The sequence below is a fragment of the Streptomyces cyaneofuscatus genome (assembly GCF_033109485.1).
GTDB lineage: Bacteria > Actinomycetota > Actinomycetes > Streptomycetales > Streptomycetaceae > Streptomyces > Streptomyces cyaneofuscatus.
In genome coordinates this window covers 5119586-5137500 of record NZ_CP137002.1, presented here as the reverse complement: position 1 = coordinate 5137500, position 17915 = coordinate 5119586, and the positions used below count along the sequence as shown (strand labels likewise).

The window sequence follows — 17915 nt, the reverse complement described above, 5'->3', positions numbered from 1 at the left end:
CCAGGGCTTGTCCCAGAGTGAAGGGCAGATTGCCCACGTGTTACTCACCCGTTCGCCACTAATTCACCCCGAAAGGCTTCATCGTTCGACTTGCATGTGTTAAGCACGCCGCCAGCGTTCGTCCTGAGCCAGGATCAAACTCTCCGTGAATGTTTACCCGTAATCGGGTGCACACATCACGAGAGCGGAACAACCGGTCGGAATAAGACCCGTTGTTCACAGCGTCCTCGCTGTGTATCGCCTACCGTCACCGAAGTGAACCAGTAGGACTTTTCAAAGGAACCACCAACCTACACCAAGTGCAGGCCGGGGTATCAACATATCTGGCGTTGACTTTTGGCACGCTGTTGAGTTCTCAAGGAACGGACGCTTCCTTCGGTCCCGTTTCACCGGGGCCCTCCGGGCGCTTCCCTTCATGTTTCTTTGTCTTGCTGTCCTGCGTTTCCGACTCTATCAGACTCTTTCGTGTCCGATTCCCGGTCGAAGCGGGCCGTACAGTTTCGCTTTCCAGGTCCTTCGCTTTCGCGTTTTCCCTTTCCGGCGGTTCCAACTTTACCAGACTCTTTTTCGTTCCGTTTCCGGTCCGAATTTGAATTCCGGTGGCCTGTGGAGTGGCCTTGCCTTTCGGCGGATCCGACTTTATCAGAAGCGCGTCGACCGAATGAACGGCCCGTGATTCGAATAAAGGGAATCGGTGGCTCTGCGGGGTGTTTGCGAACTTACCGCCGCGAGCGAAGTAGACACTATGCGCTTCACTCGAACCTGTCTAGTTCGAGGCAACCGTTTAAATCTACCCCCCCACATCTCCCGTGTCAACGGTTTTTATGGGCGAAGAGGAGACTAGCAGCTCAGCGGGGGCGAACGCACACCGGTGCTCAGGCGGCGGAGGGAAGCTCGGCGCTGCGTTCGACCGCTGTGAGGTCGCCAGTGTCGCCGGCTCGTACCGCGCGGCGGCCCAGGATGTAGACGTACGCGAGAAAGGCCAGCTCAGCGACGATGCCGATGGTGATCCGGGCCCAGGTCGGCAGGCCTGATGGGGTCACGAAGCCTTCGATCAGGCCGGAGACGAACAGCACCAAGGCCAGGCCGATCGCCATACCCAGTGCGGCGCGGCCCTGCTGGGCGAGGGCGGTTCGGCGGGAGAGGGGGCCGGGGTCGATCACCCTCCAGCCGAGGCGGAGTCCCGTACCGGCGGCCACGAACACCGCGGTCAGTTCGAGGAGGCCGTGCGGGAGGACCAGGCCGAGGAAGACGTCCAGGCGGCCTGCGGAGGACATCAGGCCGATGCCGACTCCGAGGTTGAGCATGTTGAGGAAGAGGATCCAGATCACCGGTAGGCAGAGGAACGCGCCCAGGACCAGGCACATCGCGGCGGCCTGGGCGTTGTTCGTCCATACCTGCGCGGCGAACGAGGCCGCCGGGTGGCTGGAGTAGTAGGTCTCGTACTCCCCGCCGGGGCGGGTCATGGCCCGGAGGTCGTCCGGGGCCGCTATCGCGGCCTGGACCTCGGGGTGCGTACCGATCCACCAGCCCAGGAGGGCTGCCATTAGCGTGGACAGGACGGCGGTGGGGACCCACCAGTGGCGTGAGCGGTAGACCGCCGCCGGGAATCCCGTGGTGAGGAAGCGGGCCGCGTCGCGCCAGGAGGCCTTGCGGGTGCCCGTGACCGTCGCTCTGGCGCGGGCCACGAGCTGGGTGAGGCGGGTGGTGAGCAGCGGGTCGGGTGTGGTCGACCGGATCAGGGAGAGATGGGTGGCCGTGCGCTGGTAGAGGACGACGAGCTCGTCCGCCTCCGCGCCCGTCAGACGGCGCCCTCGGCGCAGGAGGTGGTCGAGGCGGTCCCACTCCGTGCGGTGGGCGGTGACGAAGACGTCGAGGTCCATGGGCGGCTGTTGCTCCAGGCATGGGTGCGTACGGGGCCGTACTACTGCGGCGCGCTGCGGGTCAGCTTGGCAGACTGGGGCCGGCCGGGGCAGCGAAGGTCAGGAAGAGTGGGGGCGCGATGAGCGAGTTGGTGACCGGGGACGCCGTTGTCCTGGAGCTGAGGCCAGCGAGGCTGCCGAGCCGGGCGCTGGCCGCGGCGATCGATCTGGCCGTCGTCTTCTGCGTCTTCATCCTGGTCTCGGTTGTCGTGGGCATTGCCTCCGTCACCTTGGACGAAGCCGCCGTCGCGGCCATCGGGGTCGCCTTGTTCCTGCTGGTGCTGATCGGGGGGCCGATCGCGGTGGAGACGCTGAGCCACGGCCGTTCCCTCGGGAAGCTGGCCTGCGGGCTGCGCGTGGTGCGGGACGACGGCGGGCCGATCCGGTTCCGGCACGCGCTCGTGCGGGGGGCGATGGGGGCCGTGGAGATCCTGATGACGTTCGGGGTCGTGGCCTCGATCGCGTCGCTGGTCTCGGCACGCGGGCGCCGGCTCGGTGATGTCTTCGCGGGGACTCTTGTCATCCGGGAACGTGTGACGGCCAAGCGGTCGGTCGCTGTGCCGCCGCCTCCGCCGTGGCTGGTCGGCCGGTTCTCGCAACTGGATCTGTCGGCCGTGCCGGACGAACTCTGGCTCGCGATACGGCAGTACCTCACGCGGATGCACCAGCTGGATGCCGGCGTCGGCCGGTCGATGGCCGCGCGGTTGGCCGACGAGGTTGTTTCGCGGACGGGGATCGCTCCCCCGCAGGGGATTCCGGCTGCGGCGTTCCTGGCCGCGGTGGTTCATGAGCGGCAGGCGCGTGATGCCCGGCGGGTGTTCGCGGGCGGGCGGGGCGCGTCCTCGGCCGCACCGGTGCCTGTGGGCGGGGCGCCGGAGGCTGCGGGCGCAACCGTGGGATCTGCGGGCGGGGTTGCTGGGGCGGTCGGATTTGCTGCGCCTGGCGGGGCTGTTGCGCCCGGCGGGTCCGGCGCGTCTGCCGGTGGTGCTGGTTCTGGTGCGGAGGAGCAGAAGGGGGCGGGCGGGTCCTCGGCGGGGTTCGCTCCGCCCGGTTAGCCGGCGGGCGGGGAGAGGGGCGGGGACGGAGGTGTCTCCAGGTGCTCCAGCTCGATGCCCGGGGCCGCGAGGACGACGTCCCCGGCCACGTGGACGGTGTGCCGTTCACCGGTGTCCAGGGCGCTGACCTGGTATTCGTCCACGATCAGAGGGCCGTTGTCAGTGGCGTGCGCTTCACTGTTCACCAGAGCCCAGGACTGGTCGCCGGTACGCGGCGCGAGGACCGGGTCCGTGAAGGTGACCACGCGGACGCGGGTCTCGGGGGAATCGGGGGTGAGGCGGAGAAGTCGGGTCAGAGCGATGAGGAACGCGGGGGAGGTTCCGGAGAAGGCGTGGGCGCGGACGTTGCCTTCGGTGGCGTCGGTGCCGGTCGGGTCGGTACGGACCCAGGTGACGCCTTCCAGGGCGGCTCCCCGTACCTGCCAGCTCGCGGAGTGGAGTTCGAGACGGATCGGCCGGCCCAGTTCGTCCAGGGCCAGGTCGACGGAGCCCAGGTGGTCGCCCGAGGGGGACGTGGTCTGGGAGACGTAGCGCCAGCCGGAGGGGCCGGGGGCGCAGTGGAAGTGTTCTTCGCCGAGGGGGGTGTGATCGTGAAGATCGTGGAGCGAATACCTGCCGCGGGGCATGGGGTCCTTCGGGTTCCTCGGGCTGTGCGGGGGCGGTAACCAGGGGCGTTGACGGGACAAGCCCCCGACACGGGGGTGCGGGGGCCTGTCTCGTCAGCTGCTGGCCACCGGCCGCTGCTGCTGCTTGCTACGTGATGCGTGGTACGCGGTGCTGCGGATCAGTAGCGGTAGTGGTCGGGCTTGTACGGGCCGTCGACCTCGACGCCGATGTACGCCGCCTGCTCTGGGCGGAGCGTCGTCAGCTTGACGCCGAGGGCGTCGAGGTGGAGTCGGGCGACCTTCTCGTCCAGGTGCTTGGGCAGCACGTAGACGTCCGTCGGGTACTCCGCGGGCTTCGTGAAGAGCTCGATCTGCGCCAGGGTCTGGTCGGCGAAGGAGTTCGACATCACGAAGGACGGGTGGCCGGTCGCGTTGCCGAGGTTCAGCAGGCGGCCCTCGGAGAGCACGATGAGGACCTTGCCGTCGGGGAACTTCCAGGTGTGGACCTGGGGCTTGACCTCGTCCTTGACGATCCCCTCGACGGCGGCCAGGCCGGCCATGTCGATCTCGTTGTCGAAGTGGCCGATGTTCCCGACGATGGCCTGGTGCTTCATCTTGGCCATGTCCGAGGCCATGATGATGTCCTTGTTGCCCGTCGTGGTGATGAAGATGTCGGCCTGCTCCACCACGTCGTCGAGGGTGGCGACCTGGTAGCCGTCCATCGCCGCCTGCAGCGCGCAGATCGGGTCGATCTCCGTGACGATCACGCGGGCGCCCTGGCCGCGGAGGGACTCCGCGCAGCCCTTGCCCACGTCGCCGTAGCCGAGGACGACGGCGGTCTTGCCACCGATCAGGACGTCGGTGGCGCGGTTGATGCCGTCGATCAGGGAGTGGCGGCAGCCGTACTTGTTGTCGAACTTCGACTTGGTGACCGCGTCGTTCACATTGATCGCGGGGAACAGGAGGGTGCCGTCGCGGTGCATCTCGTAGAGGCGGTGGACACCGGTGGTGGTCTCCTCCGTCACGCCGCGGATCTCGGACGCCAGCTGGGTCCACTTCTGCGGGGCCTCACCGAGGGTGCGGTTCAGCAGGGTGAGGATGTGGGCGTACTCCTCGCTGTCCGCCGTCGACGGGTCCGGGGCCGCGCCGGCCTTCTCGAACTCGACGCCCTTGTGGACGAGGAGGGTGGCGTCGCCACCGTCGTCCAGGATCATGTTCGGGCCGCCGGTGGGGGTGTTCGGCCAGGTCAGCGCCTGCTCCGTGCACCACCAGTACTCCTCCAGCGTCTCGCCCTTCCAGGCGAAGACCGGGACGCCCGCGGGGGCCTCCGGGGTGCCGTTCGGGCCGACGGCGATGGCCGCGGCGGCGTGGTCCTGGGTGGAGAAGATGTTGCAGGAGGCCCAGCGGACATCGGCGCCGAGGGCAACGAGGGTCTCGATGAGCACGGCGGTCTGCACGGTCATGTGCAGCGAGCCGGTGATCCGGGCGCCGGCCAGCGGCTGGGCGGCGGCGAACTCCTTGCGGATCGACATCAGGCCGGGCATCTCGTGCTCGGCGAGGGTGATCTCCTTGCGGCCGAAGGCGGCGAGAGAAAGGTCGGCGACCTTGAAGTCCTGGCGGTTGGTGACCGTCGTCATAACGGGGCTGCTCCTCGTGATGGGTCGAGGTGGGCTGTCTGGGCTGACTCTGCGGCGACGGACATACGAATGCCCGAGCGCGTTCGCAGTGCAGTCCGTCGGAGGCCCTCTGTCCCTCGCCCGGCTCGCGTCCGCGGACCGGTCGACCGCCATCAGCAGCGACGTCTGTTCCGTATCCGAATCTACACCGAACGGCCCAGCGACCCCCAGCCCGTTCGTGGAGACGGGCGTGTGTGAGGGGTCACCGGGCCGATCGGGGCCGATGTGCGGTGGGTCAGTGGCCGAGATCCTTCGGAGCCTCCGGATCCGTCGGGACCGGGCCGCCGGGGGTCTTGCCCGGGTTGGTGCCGACCGCTGCCGCTTCCGCGTTGTAGATGTCCGGCTCCAGGTAGATGACCCGGGCGATCGGGACGGCCTCGCGGATCCGGTTCTCGGCGGCGTTGATCGCGTTGGCGACCTCGACGGCGGTGTCGTCGTGCTGGACCGCGATCTTGGCGGCGACCAGCAGCTCCTCGGGGCCGAGGTGGAGGGTGCGCATGTGGATGATGCCGGTGACGGTGTCGCCGTCGACGACGGCCACCTTGATCTTCTCGACCTCTTCCAGGCCGGCGGACTCGCCGAGCAGGAGGGACTTCGTCTCGACGGCGAGGACGATCGCGATGACGACCAGCAGGACGCCGATGCAGACGGTGCCGATGCCGTCCCAGACGCCGTTGCCGGTGGCGAGGGCGAGGCCGACACCGCCGAGAGCCAGGATCAGGCCGACGAGGGCGCCGAGGTCCTCCAGGAGGACGACCGGGAGTTCAGGGGCCTTGGAGCGGCGGACGAACTCGGTCCAGGAGCGCTCGCCGCGCGTCTGGTTGGACTCCTTGATCGCCGTACGGAAGGAGAAGATCTCGGCGATGATCGCGAAGACCAGAACCCCGACCGGCCAGTACCAGGCGGTGATCTCGTGGGGGTGCTTGATCTTCTCGTAGCCCTCGTAGAGCGCGAACATCCCGCCGAGGGAGAAGAGGACGATGGAGACGAGGAACGCGTAGATGTAGCGCTCGCGTCCGTAGCCGAACGGGTGTTGCGGAGTGGCCTCGCGTTTGGCCTTCTTGCCGCCGAGCAGCAGGAGGCCCTGATTGCCCGAGTCGGCGAGCGAGTGGACGCTCTCCGCGAGCATCGACGAGGACCCACTGAAGAGGAACGCTACGAATTTGGCCACGGCGATCGAGAGGTTGGCGACCAGTGCCGCCACGATCGCCTTGGTTCCGCCGGACGCGCTCATGAGTGCGTGGTGTCCCTTCCTCGGTGTACGGCAGGTGGTGCCGCGCTGCGGCGGCACATTGTTGCAGCCACGGAGGAGGGATGTGGTTTCAGGCCGCTCGGACCGTTCCGGCCGCCACCGTGGCACGGAAGAGTGTGCCCGATCCTGTGGCTTCCACCGCCTCGGCGGCCGGTACGTAGACGGACTGCCCGGGGGTCAGGTCGAGTTCGCCCACCCGGACGGTCCCCGCCGTGCAAAGGAGGATCTGGGGGGTGGGGGCGGTCAGTCCGGCAGGCGAGGCCCCGGACGCGAGGGTGTAGCGGGACAGGGCGAACTCGTCGACGGGTGTCTCGTACCGCTCCTCGCCGGAGGGTGACGCCTCGGGGCGCAGCACGCCGGGTTCAGTGGCCTCGAAGCGGACGATGCGCAGGAGTTCGGGGACGTCGATGTGCTTGGGGGTGAGGCCGCAGCGCAGCACGTTGTCCGAGTTGGCCATGATCTCGACGCCGAGGCCGTCGAGGTAGGCGTGCGGGACGCCGGCGCCCAGGAACAGGGCCTCGCCGGGCTGGAGTTGGACGTAGTTCAGCAGCATCGCCGCGAGGATGCCGGGGTCGCCGGGGTAGTTGTGGGCGATGCGGGCGTACGGGGCGTGGGCGCCGCCGAGGCGTTCGCAGGCGGCCGCCGCCTCGGCGACCGTGTCGGCCATCTCCGCCGGGTCGGCGCCGAGGATCGCCGTGAGCACCTCGCGGAGGGCGGCCTCCTCGGGGTGGGCGCGCAGGAGGTCGACGTACGGCTTCAGGGAGTCGACGCCGAGGGCCTCCATGGCGTCGGCCGCCTCGGTGGGCCTGCGGAAGCCGCAGAGGCCGTCGAAGGGGGTGAGGGCGCAGATGAGTTCGGGCTTGTGGTTCGCGTCCTTGTACGTGCGGTGGGGGGCGTCGATCGGGATGCCCCGGGCCTCCTCGTCCGCGTAGCCCTTGCGGGCCTGGTCCAGGTCGGGGTGGACCTGGAGGGAGAGGGGGGAGCCGGCCGCGAGCAGCTTGAGGAGGAAGGGGAGGCGGGGGCCGAACCTGGCGACGGTGGCCGCGCCGAGTTCGCCTTCGGGGTCGGCGGCGATGACCTCGGTGAGGGGGCGTTCCGCCGCGATGGTGGCTGTGGTGGGCGCGGTGCTGTTGGGGCGGGCTATGCGGGAGGGGGCTCCTGGGTGGGCGCCCATCCACATCTCGGCCTGCGGTTCGCCGGTGGGGGCGGTGCCGAGCAGGGCGGGGATGGCCGTGGTCGAGCCCCAGGCGTAGGGGCGCACGGTGTTGGACAGCCGGTCCATGGAGTCGTCCTCGGGGTCGTGCGGTGCGCGGTGAGCGGTGAGCGGCGGGTGTGGCTTGGGGCGTCGTCGTGCGGTGGTGGGGCGCGCCATGCAGGGGTGCGCCTTTGTCAGGTGGGGGTTGAGGCCAGCGAGAGGTACACCGCTGCGAAGTCCGTGATCGCGAGCAGTTCGGCCAGGGTCTCCAGTTCGCTGCCCTCGTCCGGTTCCAGTTCGCTGATCGGGGTGTCGTGGCCGAGGGCCAGTTCCCTTGCCGCCGGGTAGGCGCTCAGGCCGCCCGTCGGGCGGTCCCGCAGCAGGACGACCCTGGCTCTGAGGGTCTCTCCCTCCTCCACCCGGTCCCGGAAGAAGTCGTCCGGGTCCGCGCCGGCCGCGAAGTCCCCCGCGAGCAGGGTGCCGTGCGAGGGCAGCGCCTCCGGGAGTTGTGCGGCGAGGGCGGGGCGGCCCGCGAGCTCGGACAGTACGGCGGCGAAGCGGCGGCCTACCGGGCCCGCCGCCTCGCCCTCCGTCCACAGCAGCGGCAGGCTGTCGGCCAGCTCGGCGGCGAGCGTCTTGGCCGGGTTGCTGTACGTGGCGATGGCCGGGCCGCAGCGTTCCGCGGTGCGGTCCAGGCGGTCGGCCACCTTCTGCAGGTCCTCGGGGGTCGCGGTGACCAGACCGACCCGGTCGAGGAGCGCGAGCAGTGGGGTGAGCAGCGCCCACAGGGTGCCGGGGCCGGCGGCCGAGGTCTCCGCGTCGTACTCGCCGTGCGGGGCGGCCGCCATCGGGACGACCAGACCGTGCACGCCGTCCACCGCTTCCCGCAGCGGGGAGCGGGTGGGGGCGACGGCGACCACGGTGCAGCCGCGGCGGTACGCCTGCTCGGCGAGGAGGGCGAGGCCGGGCTCCGAGCCGTCGGCGGTCGCGATGAGGAGGATGTCCACGGAGCCGGCCCAGCCGGGCAGGGCCCAGCGCAGGGCGCCGGGGGCGGGGGCGACGCCCGTGGGGTGGATCCGGGTCACGGGGGCGGCCGCGCCCGCCAGTGAGCCGATCAGGTCGGCGACGCCGGATGCGGCGGTGCCGGGGCCGGCGACGAGGACGGCGCGGGGGCGGCCCTCGGGGTTCAGGCCGCCGATGCCGGCCTCGGCGGCGTGCCGGGCGGCGGTGCGGACCCGGGCGCCTGCCTCGGCGGCGCCGCGGAGCAGGTCGCGGCGGTCGGCCCTGGCCAGGGCTTCCGGGGAGTCGAGCAAGGACTCGTCGAGCATGGCGGTGGGCCTCCGATCACCGGGTGGGGTGCGGGATGCGGGTGCGGGGGCGGTGGCGGGGTGCCGGGGGTACGGGGGTGGGGGCGGGGTCCTGTTCGGGGTGCGCCCCTGGCCGTCCGGGCCGGCGTGCCGCGCGGGTTCCCGTACGCGCTTCGCTCGCTGGTCAGGCGGGGCGGCGCGCCTCGTCGACGAGCAGGACCGGGATGCCGTCCCGGACCGGGTAGGCCAGGCCGCAGTCGGCGCCGGTGCAGACCAGCTCCGGGCTGTCGGCCGCGGTGCGGTCGTCGAGCGGGGAGTGGCAGGCCGGGCAGGCCAGGATCTCCAGGAGGCCGGCTTCGAGCGGCATGGGGTGGGTCCCTTCGAGCGGTGCGATTTCTGATTCACGTGGATCAGGCGTCGTCAGCCTACCGCTGGGGGGACGGGGGCGCGGTTCGGCCGGGGGTGGGGGGGCGGGGGATGGGGCGGTGGGGCGCCTGCGGCGGGCTGTTCCCCTACCCGCCCCTTCCCGAAACCGGGGCTCCGCCCCGGGCCCCCCTTTGTCCTCAAGCGCCGGACGGGCTGGGTTTCGGGGCTCCGCCCCGGACCCCGCTCCTCAAACGCCGGAGGGGCTGGGAGGGAACGCCGGAGAGGCTGAAATGCTCGGGTCTCAGGTGCGGATCAAGGCCAGGACCTCGTCCCGTACCGCCGTCATCGTCCGCTCGTCCCTCGCCTCCACGTTCAGGCGCAGCAGGGGTTCCGTGTTCGAGGCTCGGAGGTTGAACCACCAGTCCGTGGATGTGACCGTCAGGCCGTCCAGGTCGTCGAACGTGATGTCGTCGCGCGTGCTGTAGGCGGACCTGATCGCGGTCAGGCTGGCCACCTGGTCGGCGACTGTGGAGTTGATCTCGCCGGAGCCTGCGTAGCGGTCGTAGGCGGCGACGAGTTCCGAGAGGGGGCCGGGCTGGCCTCCCAGGGCGGCCAGGACGTGGAGGGCCGCCAGCATGCCCGTGTCGGCGTTCCAGAAGTCGCGGAAGTAGTAGTGCGCCGAGTGTTCGCCGCCGAAGATCGCGCCGTGCTCGGCCATCTCCGTCTTGATGAAGGAGTGGCCCACCCGGGTGCGGACCGGGGTGCCGCCGTTCTCGCGGACCACCTCGGGGACCGACCAGGAGGTGATCAGGTTGTGGATGACCGTGCCCTTGCCGCCGTTGCGGGCCAGTTCGCGGGCGGCGACCAGGGCCGTGATCGCGGAGGGGGAGACTCCGGCGCCCCGCTCGTCGACGACGAAGCAGCGGTCCGCGTCGCCGTCGAAGGCGAGGCCGAGGTCGGCGCCCTCGGCGAGGACGCGGGCCTGGAGGTCGACGATGTTCTTCGGGTCGAGGGGGTTGGCCTCGTGGTTCGGGAACGTGCCGTCCAGGTCGAAGTAGAGGGGGACGAGGTTGAGCGGCAGGCCCGCGAAGACCGTGGGGACCGTGTGGCCTCCCATGCCGTTGCCCGCGTCGACCACGACCTTCAGGGGGCGGATCGCCTTGAGGTCGACCAGGGCCAGGAGGTGGGCCGCGTAGTCGGTGAGGGTGTCGCGTTCCCTGATCGTGCCGGGGGTGGGGGACGCGGGGGGCTGTGGGGCGCCTTCCGACCACTGTTCCACGAGGGTGCGGATCTCCCTCAGGCCCGTGTCCTGGCCCACCGGGGCGGCTCCCGCCCGGCACATCTTGATGCCGTTGTACTGCGCGGGGTTGTGCGAGGCCGTGAACATCGCGCCCGGGAGGTCCAGCGCCCCCGACGCGTAGTACAGCTGGTCCGTCGAGCAGAGGCCGATGAGCGTGACGTCCGCTCCCCGGGCCGCCGCGCCCCGGGCGAAGGCGCCGGACAGGGCCGGGGAGGTGGGGCGCATGTCGTGGCCGATCACGATCGCGTCGGCTTCCGTGACCTGGACGAACGCCGCTCCGAACAGTTCGGCCAGCGACTCGTCCCACTGGTCGGGCACCACTCCACGTACGTCGTACGCCTTGACGAGCTGCGACAGATCAGCGACCACGGCCGGTCCTCCTGGTGTTTACGGAGAGCCCAAACTACCCGGCCGGGTCATGCCTCAGGAGGTGGCCTCAGGAGTCGGGCGAGCGCAGCACCCTCAGGTGGCCTCGGCGGGCCACTTCCACCGGGTCCGCGGAGCGCGGGCCCCGGGCCCCGCCGTCCGGCCCGCGGTCGTGCGGCCGGGCCGCTTCCCGTACCGCGTTGGCCAGGGCTTCGAGGTCGTCACCGCTGGGGTGCGCGGGGGCGGAGCCGTCGGAGAGGCGCACCACCTCCCAGCCGCGTGGCGCGGTCAGCCGCTCACTGTGCTCGGCACAGAGGTCATAGCAGTGGGGCTCGGCGTAGGTGGCGAGCGGGCCGAGGACCGCAGTCGAGTCGGCATAGACGTACGTCAGTGTCGCGACGGCAGGGCGGCCGCACGCGGTGCGCGAACAGCGACGTACAGGGCTCACGATGTTGGACGGTACCGCACTCTTGAGCGGGCTGCGACGACTCTCCCCCGGCTCACCCCACCGTGTCGCCCTGTGGTCCTCGACACACCCCCGCCTCCCGCGGCCCTCCTGACCTGCGTCGCGGCGGGGGCGTGGTGCGGGACGGGTGGTGCGGAGGGTGCGCGCCGGGGCGGATGGCAGCGTTCCGCTCGCCGTCGATGATCGGATCTGGGGCCTGAAAAAGGCTCAACCTTGGCCTGAATGTTCAACTGTGGACAGAAGGTCCACATCGGGGCCCCCGGCCGGGATGTTCCGGCCAGCCGGCGGCCGAGGGGAGACGGTCAGCGGGGCGGCCGGGGAAACGGTCGCGGCGCCGTGTCCTCGGCACGTTCGGGCCGTCCTGGGGAGCGTTACGCTGCGTCGGTGATGGACAGCTCCGTACCTTCCCCCCACTCGTTCGAGCCGCGGCCCCGGCGCCGCGACCGTCATGGCCGCGGTATGCGGGGGCCGGTCGCGCCGCCCCAGGTGCCGCTGTCGGCCAGCCGGGGCGAGGTCTTCCGGGATCTGGTCCAGGACTCGGTGGAGCGGCTGGAGCGGCGCTGGCCCCAGCTGGCCGAGGTCGACTTCGTCGTCCTGGACGTGCCCAGCGATCTGGAGGACAGCGTTCCGCTCGGCAGCGCCGTATCGGCGGCCAAGGGACGGCCCGCGCAGATCGTCGTCTACCGGCGGCCCATCGAGATCCGCACCAAGAGCCGCGACGAGCGCTCCCTGCTGGTCCACGAGGTCGTCGTCGAGCAGGTCGCCGAGCTGCTGGGGCTGGCCCCGGAGTCGGTCGATCCGCGGTACGGGCAGGACTGAGCCCGTCCCTGCCCGCGCCCGCGCCGCGGAACCGTACCCCTCAGTCGTCCAGGACCGACAGGTCCTGCCGTGCCGACGGCACCACCACCGTGCCGCCGTCGTCCGGCAGCGTCTGCACCGTGAACATCTGGACGCCGCCCTCCGGGACGACCAGTGCCCGTGACGCGTGGACCGGGCCGCCCGACACCGTCTCGACGGTCAGCGCGTACGTGCCCTTGAACCCGGCCGGGGGCTTCGGGGTGACGGCCATCGTCGTACCGGCCTTGACCGTGTACGTCTCGACCGCCGCTTCGCCTCCCCCGCTCCCCGCCGACGTGGTGACCTTCACCTTGGCGTCCGCGCCCGGTGCGGCGAGGGAGAGCGTGGAGCCCTTGGCCCGGTTGTCGGTGACGCTCGCCCGGTCACCCACCGGCCGGGTGGCCGGGATGTAGGCGTACTCCTGCTTGGCGCCGGTGCCCCGGACCACTTGGAGGGCGGCGACGATCGGGGTCGCCCGGTTCTTCTCCACGGGGGTGAGGCGCAGGGAGCCCGGTTCGCCGCGGGTGATGTCCTTCAGGTCGACCGTCGCGGTCATCCCGGACTTGATGTGGAGGGTGTCGTTCCCCGCCGGGGCGAACGTCGTGTTCTTCCCCATCAGCTGGACCTTCACATCCGCGTCGCTCTCGCCGGGCGCGAAGGCCACCAGCTGTACGGAGGTGGCGTCGGCCGGGATGCCGGGCATCACCAGCGTGCCGGAGGGGTCCGCCGCCGCCGTGAGCCAGTCGGTGCCCGAGCCGTCGTCGGCGGTCAGGAGGACCGCTCCGACCCGGCCGGAGCGGGTGGTGACGTGGGCCGTCATGTCGTTGACGGACTCGTCGGTGAGGGTGGAGAGCAGGAGCGCGACGCTGGAGCGGCCGGGCACGGTGATGCCGTCGCCGACCTCGGAGGTGACCGCGCCCTTGGCGCCGAAGAGCTGGATGTCGGCCACGGCCGCGCCGGCGTCGGGGTTCGTGAGGTGAAGGTAGTCCTGGCGGGAGCGCGCGGTGCTCGCGCCGGGGAACCAGAAGTCGGTGTCCGGGGCGGTGCAGCTGACCCCGAGGACGCCCCGGGCGCCGCCCGCGGTGACCGTGGTGGTCTGCTGGGCGGCCCAGCCGGGGGCGAGCGTGCCGGTGGCCGTGCCGACGAGGGCCGGGGCGTCGGAGCCGTTCGCCTCGGCGAGGACCGGCTTTCCGGGTTCCTTCACGGCGAGGACCGGCTTGTCGGCCTTCGCCCGTGCCTTCTTCGCCGCCTCCTCGGCCTTCTTGACCTTCTTGGGGTCGGTCTCGGCCTCGTCGTCGAGGACCGGCAGGGCCGGCTTCAGCTCGGCGGTGTCGTCCTTCGTGCCGCCTCCGTCGCCCTTGCCGGGCGGGGTGAACGAGGTGTAGCTCGTCTCCGCCAGGTCGGAGGTGCTGGGCGCCGGGCAGACCAGGCTGGAGCGTTCGACCGGCAGCGAGGAGGCGGTCGCGGTCTCCTCGGCGGCCGGGGCCTCGGACGCGTTGAGCGAGGCGAAGCCGGTGATGGCGGCCAGGGCGACGGTGCCCGCGATGAGGGACAGGTGGGTGGACTTCACTCGGACTCGCCTCGCGATGCGTTACGGGTCTGCCAGGGGGCCTGGCCCGGGGTGTCGGGGTTCTCGCCGTGCTGGGCGTTCTCGGCGGGGTGCTGGGCGGTGGGATCGGCGTACGGGGGCTGCTCCCCGGTGTACTGCCCGTACTGGTCGTACGGGGCGTACCCGTCGTACTGAGGGGCGCCGCCCTGCTGATCGGAGCTGCCGTACTGGCCGCTGCCGTCGTCCTGGTCGCCGCCGTACTGCTGCTGCGGCTGTTGTTGCTGTTGCTGTTGCTGCTGTCCGTACGGGTCCTGGTAGCCGGAGCCGGCGGGGTAGCCGGTGTCCTGCTGGGTGTACGGGTCCTGCTGGTACGCGACGTAGTCGCCCTGCTGGTAGGAGGTGGCGGCCTGCTGGTCGGCGCCCTGGTACTGACCGCCGTCCCACTCCCCGTAACTCTGCTGCGGGAGCACCGCGTAGCCGCTGGTGGTGTCCTGCTGGTCGTAGCCACCGCTCTGCTGGTCGGGGATGTACTCCCCCGCACCGGCTGCCTCCACGGGTGCCGAGGGCTGCGGGAGCGGGATCTCGCCCGAGCCGTCCGCCGGATAGCCGTCCCCGGCCGCACCGGCCGTCCCTGCCGCCTCGGCCGCGGCGGCTTCCGCCTCCGCCGCCGCGCGGAGCCTGCGGGCCCGGCGGCCGTCGCCGTCCGCGTCGGCCGCGGCGACCGCGAGCGCCTCCTCGGGCAGGTCGTCGTCGATCTCCCGGCGGCGGCCCGGCAAGGCCATGACCACCAGGACCACGGCGAGCGCGCCCTGCGCCCAGAGCCAGACGGTGTGCGTGAACGGGGCGTCGTACGTGAGGTCCAGGCGGCCGCCGCCCGCGGGCAGTTCGAAGCCCTGGGCCCAGCCGTCGACGGTCACCCGGGTCAGCGGCTTGCCGTCGACCGTGGCCTGCCAGCCGGGTGCGGCCTCGTCGGCGATCCGCAGGATGCGGCCCTCGTCGCCCGCCGGGATCTCGGAGTGCGCCTCGACGGGCCCGGAGCCGACCGGAAGGCGCTCGCCCTCACCGCCGGCCGGGACCACCATCACCCGGGCGACCTGCCGGTCCACCCGCCACAGGGCGCTGCCGTCGAGCTGGCTGAGGCGGCTGAGGCCGGGGGTCGTGTCGAGGACGCGGCTCATCTGGCGCGGTGCTCCGTCGCGTACGAGGACGTAACGGACGGCGAAGTTGCCGAGCTGGCCGCCCTGGTCGGCGCCGGACCCCGCGACCAGGTTGGCGACGACCTTGTCGAGGTGGCTGTTGGAGCCCGCCGCCTCGGTCAGCTCGCCGTCGCCGAGGCGCGCGCCGGAGCCGCGGACCAGGCTGTACGAGACGGACCCGGGCGAGGTGCCACCGAGGACCAGGGTGCGCGCCTGGTCCTGGGTCGAGCTCTCCTCGGCCACGAACGCGGGCACCTGGACGGGGTCGCGGCGCTCCAGCGGGCCGTCGGCGCCGCCGATCATCCAGCCGAAGGCGGCGAGCGCCGGGGCGAGCCCGGCGGCCAGGGCGATCAGGGCGGCGACGGGCTGGCGCCAGCCGAAGCTCTGCTCGGCGACCCGGACCCGGGCGCCGTCCGCGCCGACGAGTGCGGCGGCGATCAGGGCGGCGCCGTAGACGAGGGTGGCGGGTCCGGCCCAGGTGGAGCCGTTGGCGAGCGCCGCGAAGAGCAGGCCGGTGAGGGCGGTGGCCCAGGCCGCCCGGACGGCGAACTGCCGCTCGCCGCGGAGCAGGGCGGCGAGCGCCGCCAGCACGATGCCGAGCAGCAGGATGCCGCCGGCCGCCTTGGGGCCGCCGGGGCTGACCCCGAGCAGGTCGAGCGCCGAAGCCGTCCCCGTACCGATGTCCAGGCCCGCTTCGCGCAGGAACGCGGACGGGTCGGTGAGGAGCGTGAGCGACCAGGGGGCCAGCGCCAGGATCGGGGTGCCGACGGCGGCGAGGAAGCGGAGCCCGTACGCCGTGATGTCACGGCGGCGCAGCGCCAGCACGCCGAGGCCGAGGACCACGGCGAGCGGCCAGACGACCGGGGTGAACGCGGTCGTGACCGTGAGGAGCAGGGCGTACGCCCAGGTCGCGCGCCAGCTGCCGCGCGGCGCGTCCGGGTCGGTGCCGTCGCGGAACCCGTGGGCGGCGACGGCCGCGCGGGCGATCAGCGGGAGCAGCACGAGCAGGACGGCGGTGCCGAGGCGGCCGGTGGCCAGGGCGCCGGTCGCGGCGGGCAGGAAAGCGTACGCGACGCTCGCCCAGGCCCGCAGCAGCCGCGAGGGGAGCAGCGGCCGGGAGGCGAAGTACGCGGTGAGCCCGGCCAGCGGGACCGAGCAGACCAGGATCGCGGCGACGGCGAAGCCGGTGGAGCCGAGGAAGAGGGCCGACAGGGCGGCGAGGAGCGCGAGGTAGGGCGGGGCGGTCTCGGTGGAGCCGGTGGAGATGGTGTGCCAGGCGTCCGCGTACCGTCCCCAGAGCTCGCCGGCCTCCGCGGGGGCGGGCAGCAGGGCGCCGCCCGCGAGGGAGCCGCCGGTGAGGAGGTTGCGGCAGGCGATGAGGGAGACCACGAGGAGGAGGGCGAAGAGGACCGGGCCGGGCTTGCGGCCGATTCTCTTGAGCCGCGCGAACTGGTCGACCTCCAGGAAGTCCGCGTCGTCGCCGCCGGGGCCGGACTCGACGGCTCCGTGGCGCGAACCGCTCGACTCGGCCTCGCCCTTGTTGCCGAAGTTGCCCGCGACCTGTTCGACGGTGGCGCGGACGGTGGCGCCGGGCGGCGGGAAGAGCGCGCGCAGTTCGGCCGCGTCGACCACGCCCTTTCCTCGGTCGCGGCGGGCGGCGAGGATGCGGCCGGGCCGCAGGAGGGTGCCGAGGAGGCCGGTGACCTCGTCGAGTGCCTGCCCCGGGACCTTGCCGACGAGGTAGGCGAGGGTACGCAGGAGGGTGCCGACGACGAGCCGGAGCAGGACCCAGGGGAGGGCCTTGCCGCGCGCGTTGACGAGCATCGTGTAGGCCGCGCCCGCCTTGTCGACGCGGTGCGGGCCGACGACCGAACGGCCGGCGCAGTCGATGGGGCGGCGCTCGCGGGCGGAGGCCTCGGCGTGGCGCAGGACGGCGTCCGGGGCGACCAGGACCCGGTGGCCGGCGAGGTGGGCGCGCCAGCACAGGTCGACGTCGTCGCGCATCAGCGGGAGGTTGCGGTCGAAGCCGCCGAGCTCCTCGTAGACGTCGCGGCGGATGAGCATGCCGGCGGAGGATACGGAGAGGACGGTGCGGACCTGGTCGTGCTGGCCCTGGTCCTGCTCGCGGCGGTCCAGGCCGGTCCAGCGGCGGCCGCTGTTGGCGATGGAGACGCCGACTTCGAGGAGCTGCTTGCGGTCGTACCAGCCGCGCAGCTTGGGCCCGACGATGGTGGCGTACTTGTCGGTGTCGACGACGCGCAGCATCTCGGCGAGCGCGTCGGGCTCGGGGGCGCAGTCGTCGTGGAGCAGCCAGAGCCACTGGACGGGTTCGCCGTGCGGCAGCTCCGGCAGGTCGTAGTTCTCGTCGGTCCAGGACCGGGTGACCGGGTCCCAGCCGCCGGGGCGCTTGAGGTAGGGCAGGTCGTCGGGGGTCAGCGCCCCGGCGGTGCGGACCGCCTCGTCGACGGCGGTGCCGAAGCTCGTACGGCGGGCGAGGTGCAGGACGCGGTCGCCGCCGAGCGCCTCCGTGACCAGCCGGGCGGAGTCGTCGGCGCTGCCGGTGTCGGCGGCGACGACGTTCTGTACGGGGCGTTCCTGCCCGAGCAGCCCGGCCAGCACGTCGGGCAGCCAGCGGGCGCCGTCGTGGGAGACGAGCACGGCGGTGACGACGTGCCGGGGGAACTCTGGGGCGGCGGCGGCCGCGTTCGGCGCCGCCGAGTGGCTGTGCACGGACATCGAGGTACGGGCCCTCCGGCCGGGTCCGGGGGCGTATCCCCGGGGGCTGCATCGGTGTACACGCGCGCCCCGGCGGGGCGTTGGCGC

Annotated in this window: 13 protein-coding genes and 1 rRNA gene (1 of these 14 cut by a window edge); 2 read left to right on the top strand and 12 right to left on the bottom strand. The window is 72.0% G+C overall.

Annotation, left to right across the window (positions count from 1 at the left end):
• A 16S ribosomal RNA gene (locus R2B67_RS22695) occupies nucleotides 1–150 on the bottom strand; it reaches 1376 nt to the left of the window's first position.
• A 725-nt stretch (nucleotides 151–875) separates the two neighbouring features.
• A complete protein-coding gene (locus R2B67_RS22690) occupies nucleotides 876–1883 on the bottom strand; it encodes a stage II sporulation protein M (protein WP_317820627.1) in 1008 nt (335 codons plus the stop codon).
• Nucleotides 1884–2002: 119 nt separating this feature from the next.
• Here R2B67_RS22690 and R2B67_RS22685 point away from each other — a divergent pair, with 119 nt between their 5' ends.
• Nucleotides 2003–2977: an RDD family protein gene (locus R2B67_RS22685; RefSeq protein ID WP_317820626.1), complete on the top strand. Its 975-nt coding sequence runs from the start codon at nucleotides 2003–2005 to the stop codon at nucleotides 2975–2977.
• Here the strand turns inward: R2B67_RS22685 and R2B67_RS22680 are convergent.
• The 8 genes from R2B67_RS22680 to R2B67_RS22645 form a co-directional block, all read right to left on the bottom strand.
• The gene (locus R2B67_RS22680; protein ID WP_317820625.1) at nucleotides 2974–3603 is read right to left on the bottom strand and encodes a hypothetical protein; all 630 of its coding nucleotides are present in this window, start codon (nucleotides 3601–3603) and stop codon (nucleotides 2974–2976) included. The genes R2B67_RS22685 and R2B67_RS22680 overlap by 4 nt on opposite strands.
• A gap of 158 nt (nucleotides 3604–3761) precedes the next feature.
• The gene (gene ahcY / locus R2B67_RS22675; RefSeq protein WP_018515534.1) at nucleotides 3762–5219 is read right to left on the bottom strand and encodes an adenosylhomocysteinase; all 1458 of its coding nucleotides are present in this window, start codon (nucleotides 5217–5219) and stop codon (nucleotides 3762–3764) included.
• A 274-nt stretch (nucleotides 5220–5493) separates the two neighbouring features.
• A complete protein-coding gene (locus tag R2B67_RS22670; protein ID WP_317820622.1) occupies nucleotides 5494–6492 on the bottom strand; it encodes a cation diffusion facilitator family transporter in 999 nt (332 codons plus the stop codon).
• An 88-nt stretch (nucleotides 6493–6580) separates the two neighbouring features.
• Nucleotides 6581–7792 carry a mannose-6-phosphate isomerase, class I gene (manA, locus tag R2B67_RS22665; protein ID WP_317824936.1) on the bottom strand — a complete coding sequence of 404 codons (1212 nt, stop codon included), beginning with the start codon at nucleotides 7790–7792 and terminating at the stop codon, nucleotides 6581–6583.
• A 107-nt stretch (nucleotides 7793–7899) separates the two neighbouring features.
• Nucleotides 7900–9033, bottom strand: coding sequence for an SIS domain-containing protein (locus R2B67_RS22660; protein ID WP_317820620.1), 1134 nt, complete (start codon nucleotides 9031–9033; stop codon nucleotides 7900–7902).
• Between the two features lie 163 nt (nucleotides 9034–9196).
• Entirely contained in the window at nucleotides 9197–9379 is a 183-nt protein-coding gene (locus R2B67_RS22655; RefSeq protein ID WP_015608932.1) for a Trm112 family protein, read from the bottom strand.
• A gap of 300 nt (nucleotides 9380–9679) precedes the next feature.
• A complete protein-coding gene (locus R2B67_RS22650) occupies nucleotides 9680–11047 on the bottom strand; it encodes a phosphomannomutase/phosphoglucomutase (protein WP_317820618.1) in 1368 nt (455 codons plus the stop codon).
• Nucleotides 11048–11114: 67 nt separating this feature from the next.
• Nucleotides 11115–11492 carry a DUF3499 domain-containing protein gene (locus R2B67_RS22645; RefSeq protein ID WP_018515539.1) on the bottom strand — a complete coding sequence of 126 codons (378 nt, stop codon included), beginning with the start codon at nucleotides 11490–11492 and terminating at the stop codon, nucleotides 11115–11117.
• Between the two features lie 477 nt (nucleotides 11493–11969).
• On the opposite strand from R2B67_RS22645, the gene R2B67_RS22640 reads away from it, so the two are divergent.
• Entirely contained in the window at nucleotides 11970–12329 is a 360-nt protein-coding gene (locus tag R2B67_RS22640) for a metallopeptidase family protein (protein ID WP_026242119.1), read from the top strand.
• 40 nt (nucleotides 12330–12369) lie between these two features.
• Here the strand turns inward: R2B67_RS22640 and R2B67_RS22635 are convergent, their stop codons facing one another.
• Both R2B67_RS22635 and R2B67_RS22630 read right to left on the bottom strand, forming a co-directional pair.
• Nucleotides 12370–13917 carry a DUF5719 family protein gene (locus R2B67_RS22635; RefSeq protein ID WP_317820616.1) on the bottom strand — a complete coding sequence of 516 codons (1548 nt, stop codon included), beginning with the start codon at nucleotides 13915–13917 and terminating at the stop codon, nucleotides 12370–12372.
• The gene (locus tag R2B67_RS22630; RefSeq protein ID WP_317820615.1) at nucleotides 13914–17828 is read right to left on the bottom strand and encodes a glycosyltransferase family 2 protein; all 3915 of its coding nucleotides are present in this window, start codon (nucleotides 17826–17828) and stop codon (nucleotides 13914–13916) included. The genes R2B67_RS22635 and R2B67_RS22630 overlap by 4 nt, the downstream gene beginning before the upstream one ends.
• Nucleotides 17829–17915 lie beyond the last annotated feature (87 nt).

What these genes read in the sequence shown, in the direction of transcription:
- R2B67_RS22690 (WP_317820627.1), bottom strand. Translation starts at nt 1,883, where the DNA reads ATGGACCTCGACGTCTTCGTCACCGCCCACCGCACGGAGTGGGACCGC.
- R2B67_RS22685 (WP_317820626.1), top strand. Translation starts at nt 2,003, where the DNA reads ATGAGCGAGTTGGTGACCGGGGACGCCGTTGTCCTGGAGCTGAGGCCA.
- R2B67_RS22680 (WP_317820625.1), bottom strand. Translation starts at nt 3,603, where the DNA reads ATGCCCCGCGGCAGGTATTCGCTCCACGATCTTCACGATCACACCCCC.
- ahcY (WP_018515534.1), bottom strand. Translation starts at nt 5,219, where the DNA reads ATGACGACGGTCACCAACCGCCAGGACTTCAAGGTCGCCGACCTTTCT.
- R2B67_RS22670 (WP_317820622.1), bottom strand. Translation starts at nt 6,492, where the DNA reads ATGAGCGCGTCCGGCGGAACCAAGGCGATCGTGGCGGCACTGGTCGCC.
- manA (WP_317824936.1), bottom strand. Translation starts at nt 7,792, where the DNA reads ATGGACCGGCTGTCCAACACCGTGCGCCCCTACGCCTGGGGCTCGACC.
- R2B67_RS22660 (WP_317820620.1), bottom strand. Translation starts at nt 9,033, where the DNA reads ATGCTCGACGAGTCCTTGCTCGACTCCCCGGAAGCCCTGGCCAGGGCC.
- R2B67_RS22655 (WP_015608932.1), bottom strand. Translation starts at nt 9,379, where the DNA reads ATGCCGCTCGAAGCCGGCCTCCTGGAGATCCTGGCCTGCCCGGCCTGC.
- R2B67_RS22640 (WP_026242119.1), top strand. Translation starts at nt 11,970, where the DNA reads ATGCGGGGGCCGGTCGCGCCGCCCCAGGTGCCGCTGTCGGCCAGCCGG.
- R2B67_RS22630 (WP_317820615.1), bottom strand. Translation starts at nt 17,828, where the DNA reads ATGTCCGTGCACAGCCACTCGGCGGCGCCGAACGCGGCCGCCGCCGCC.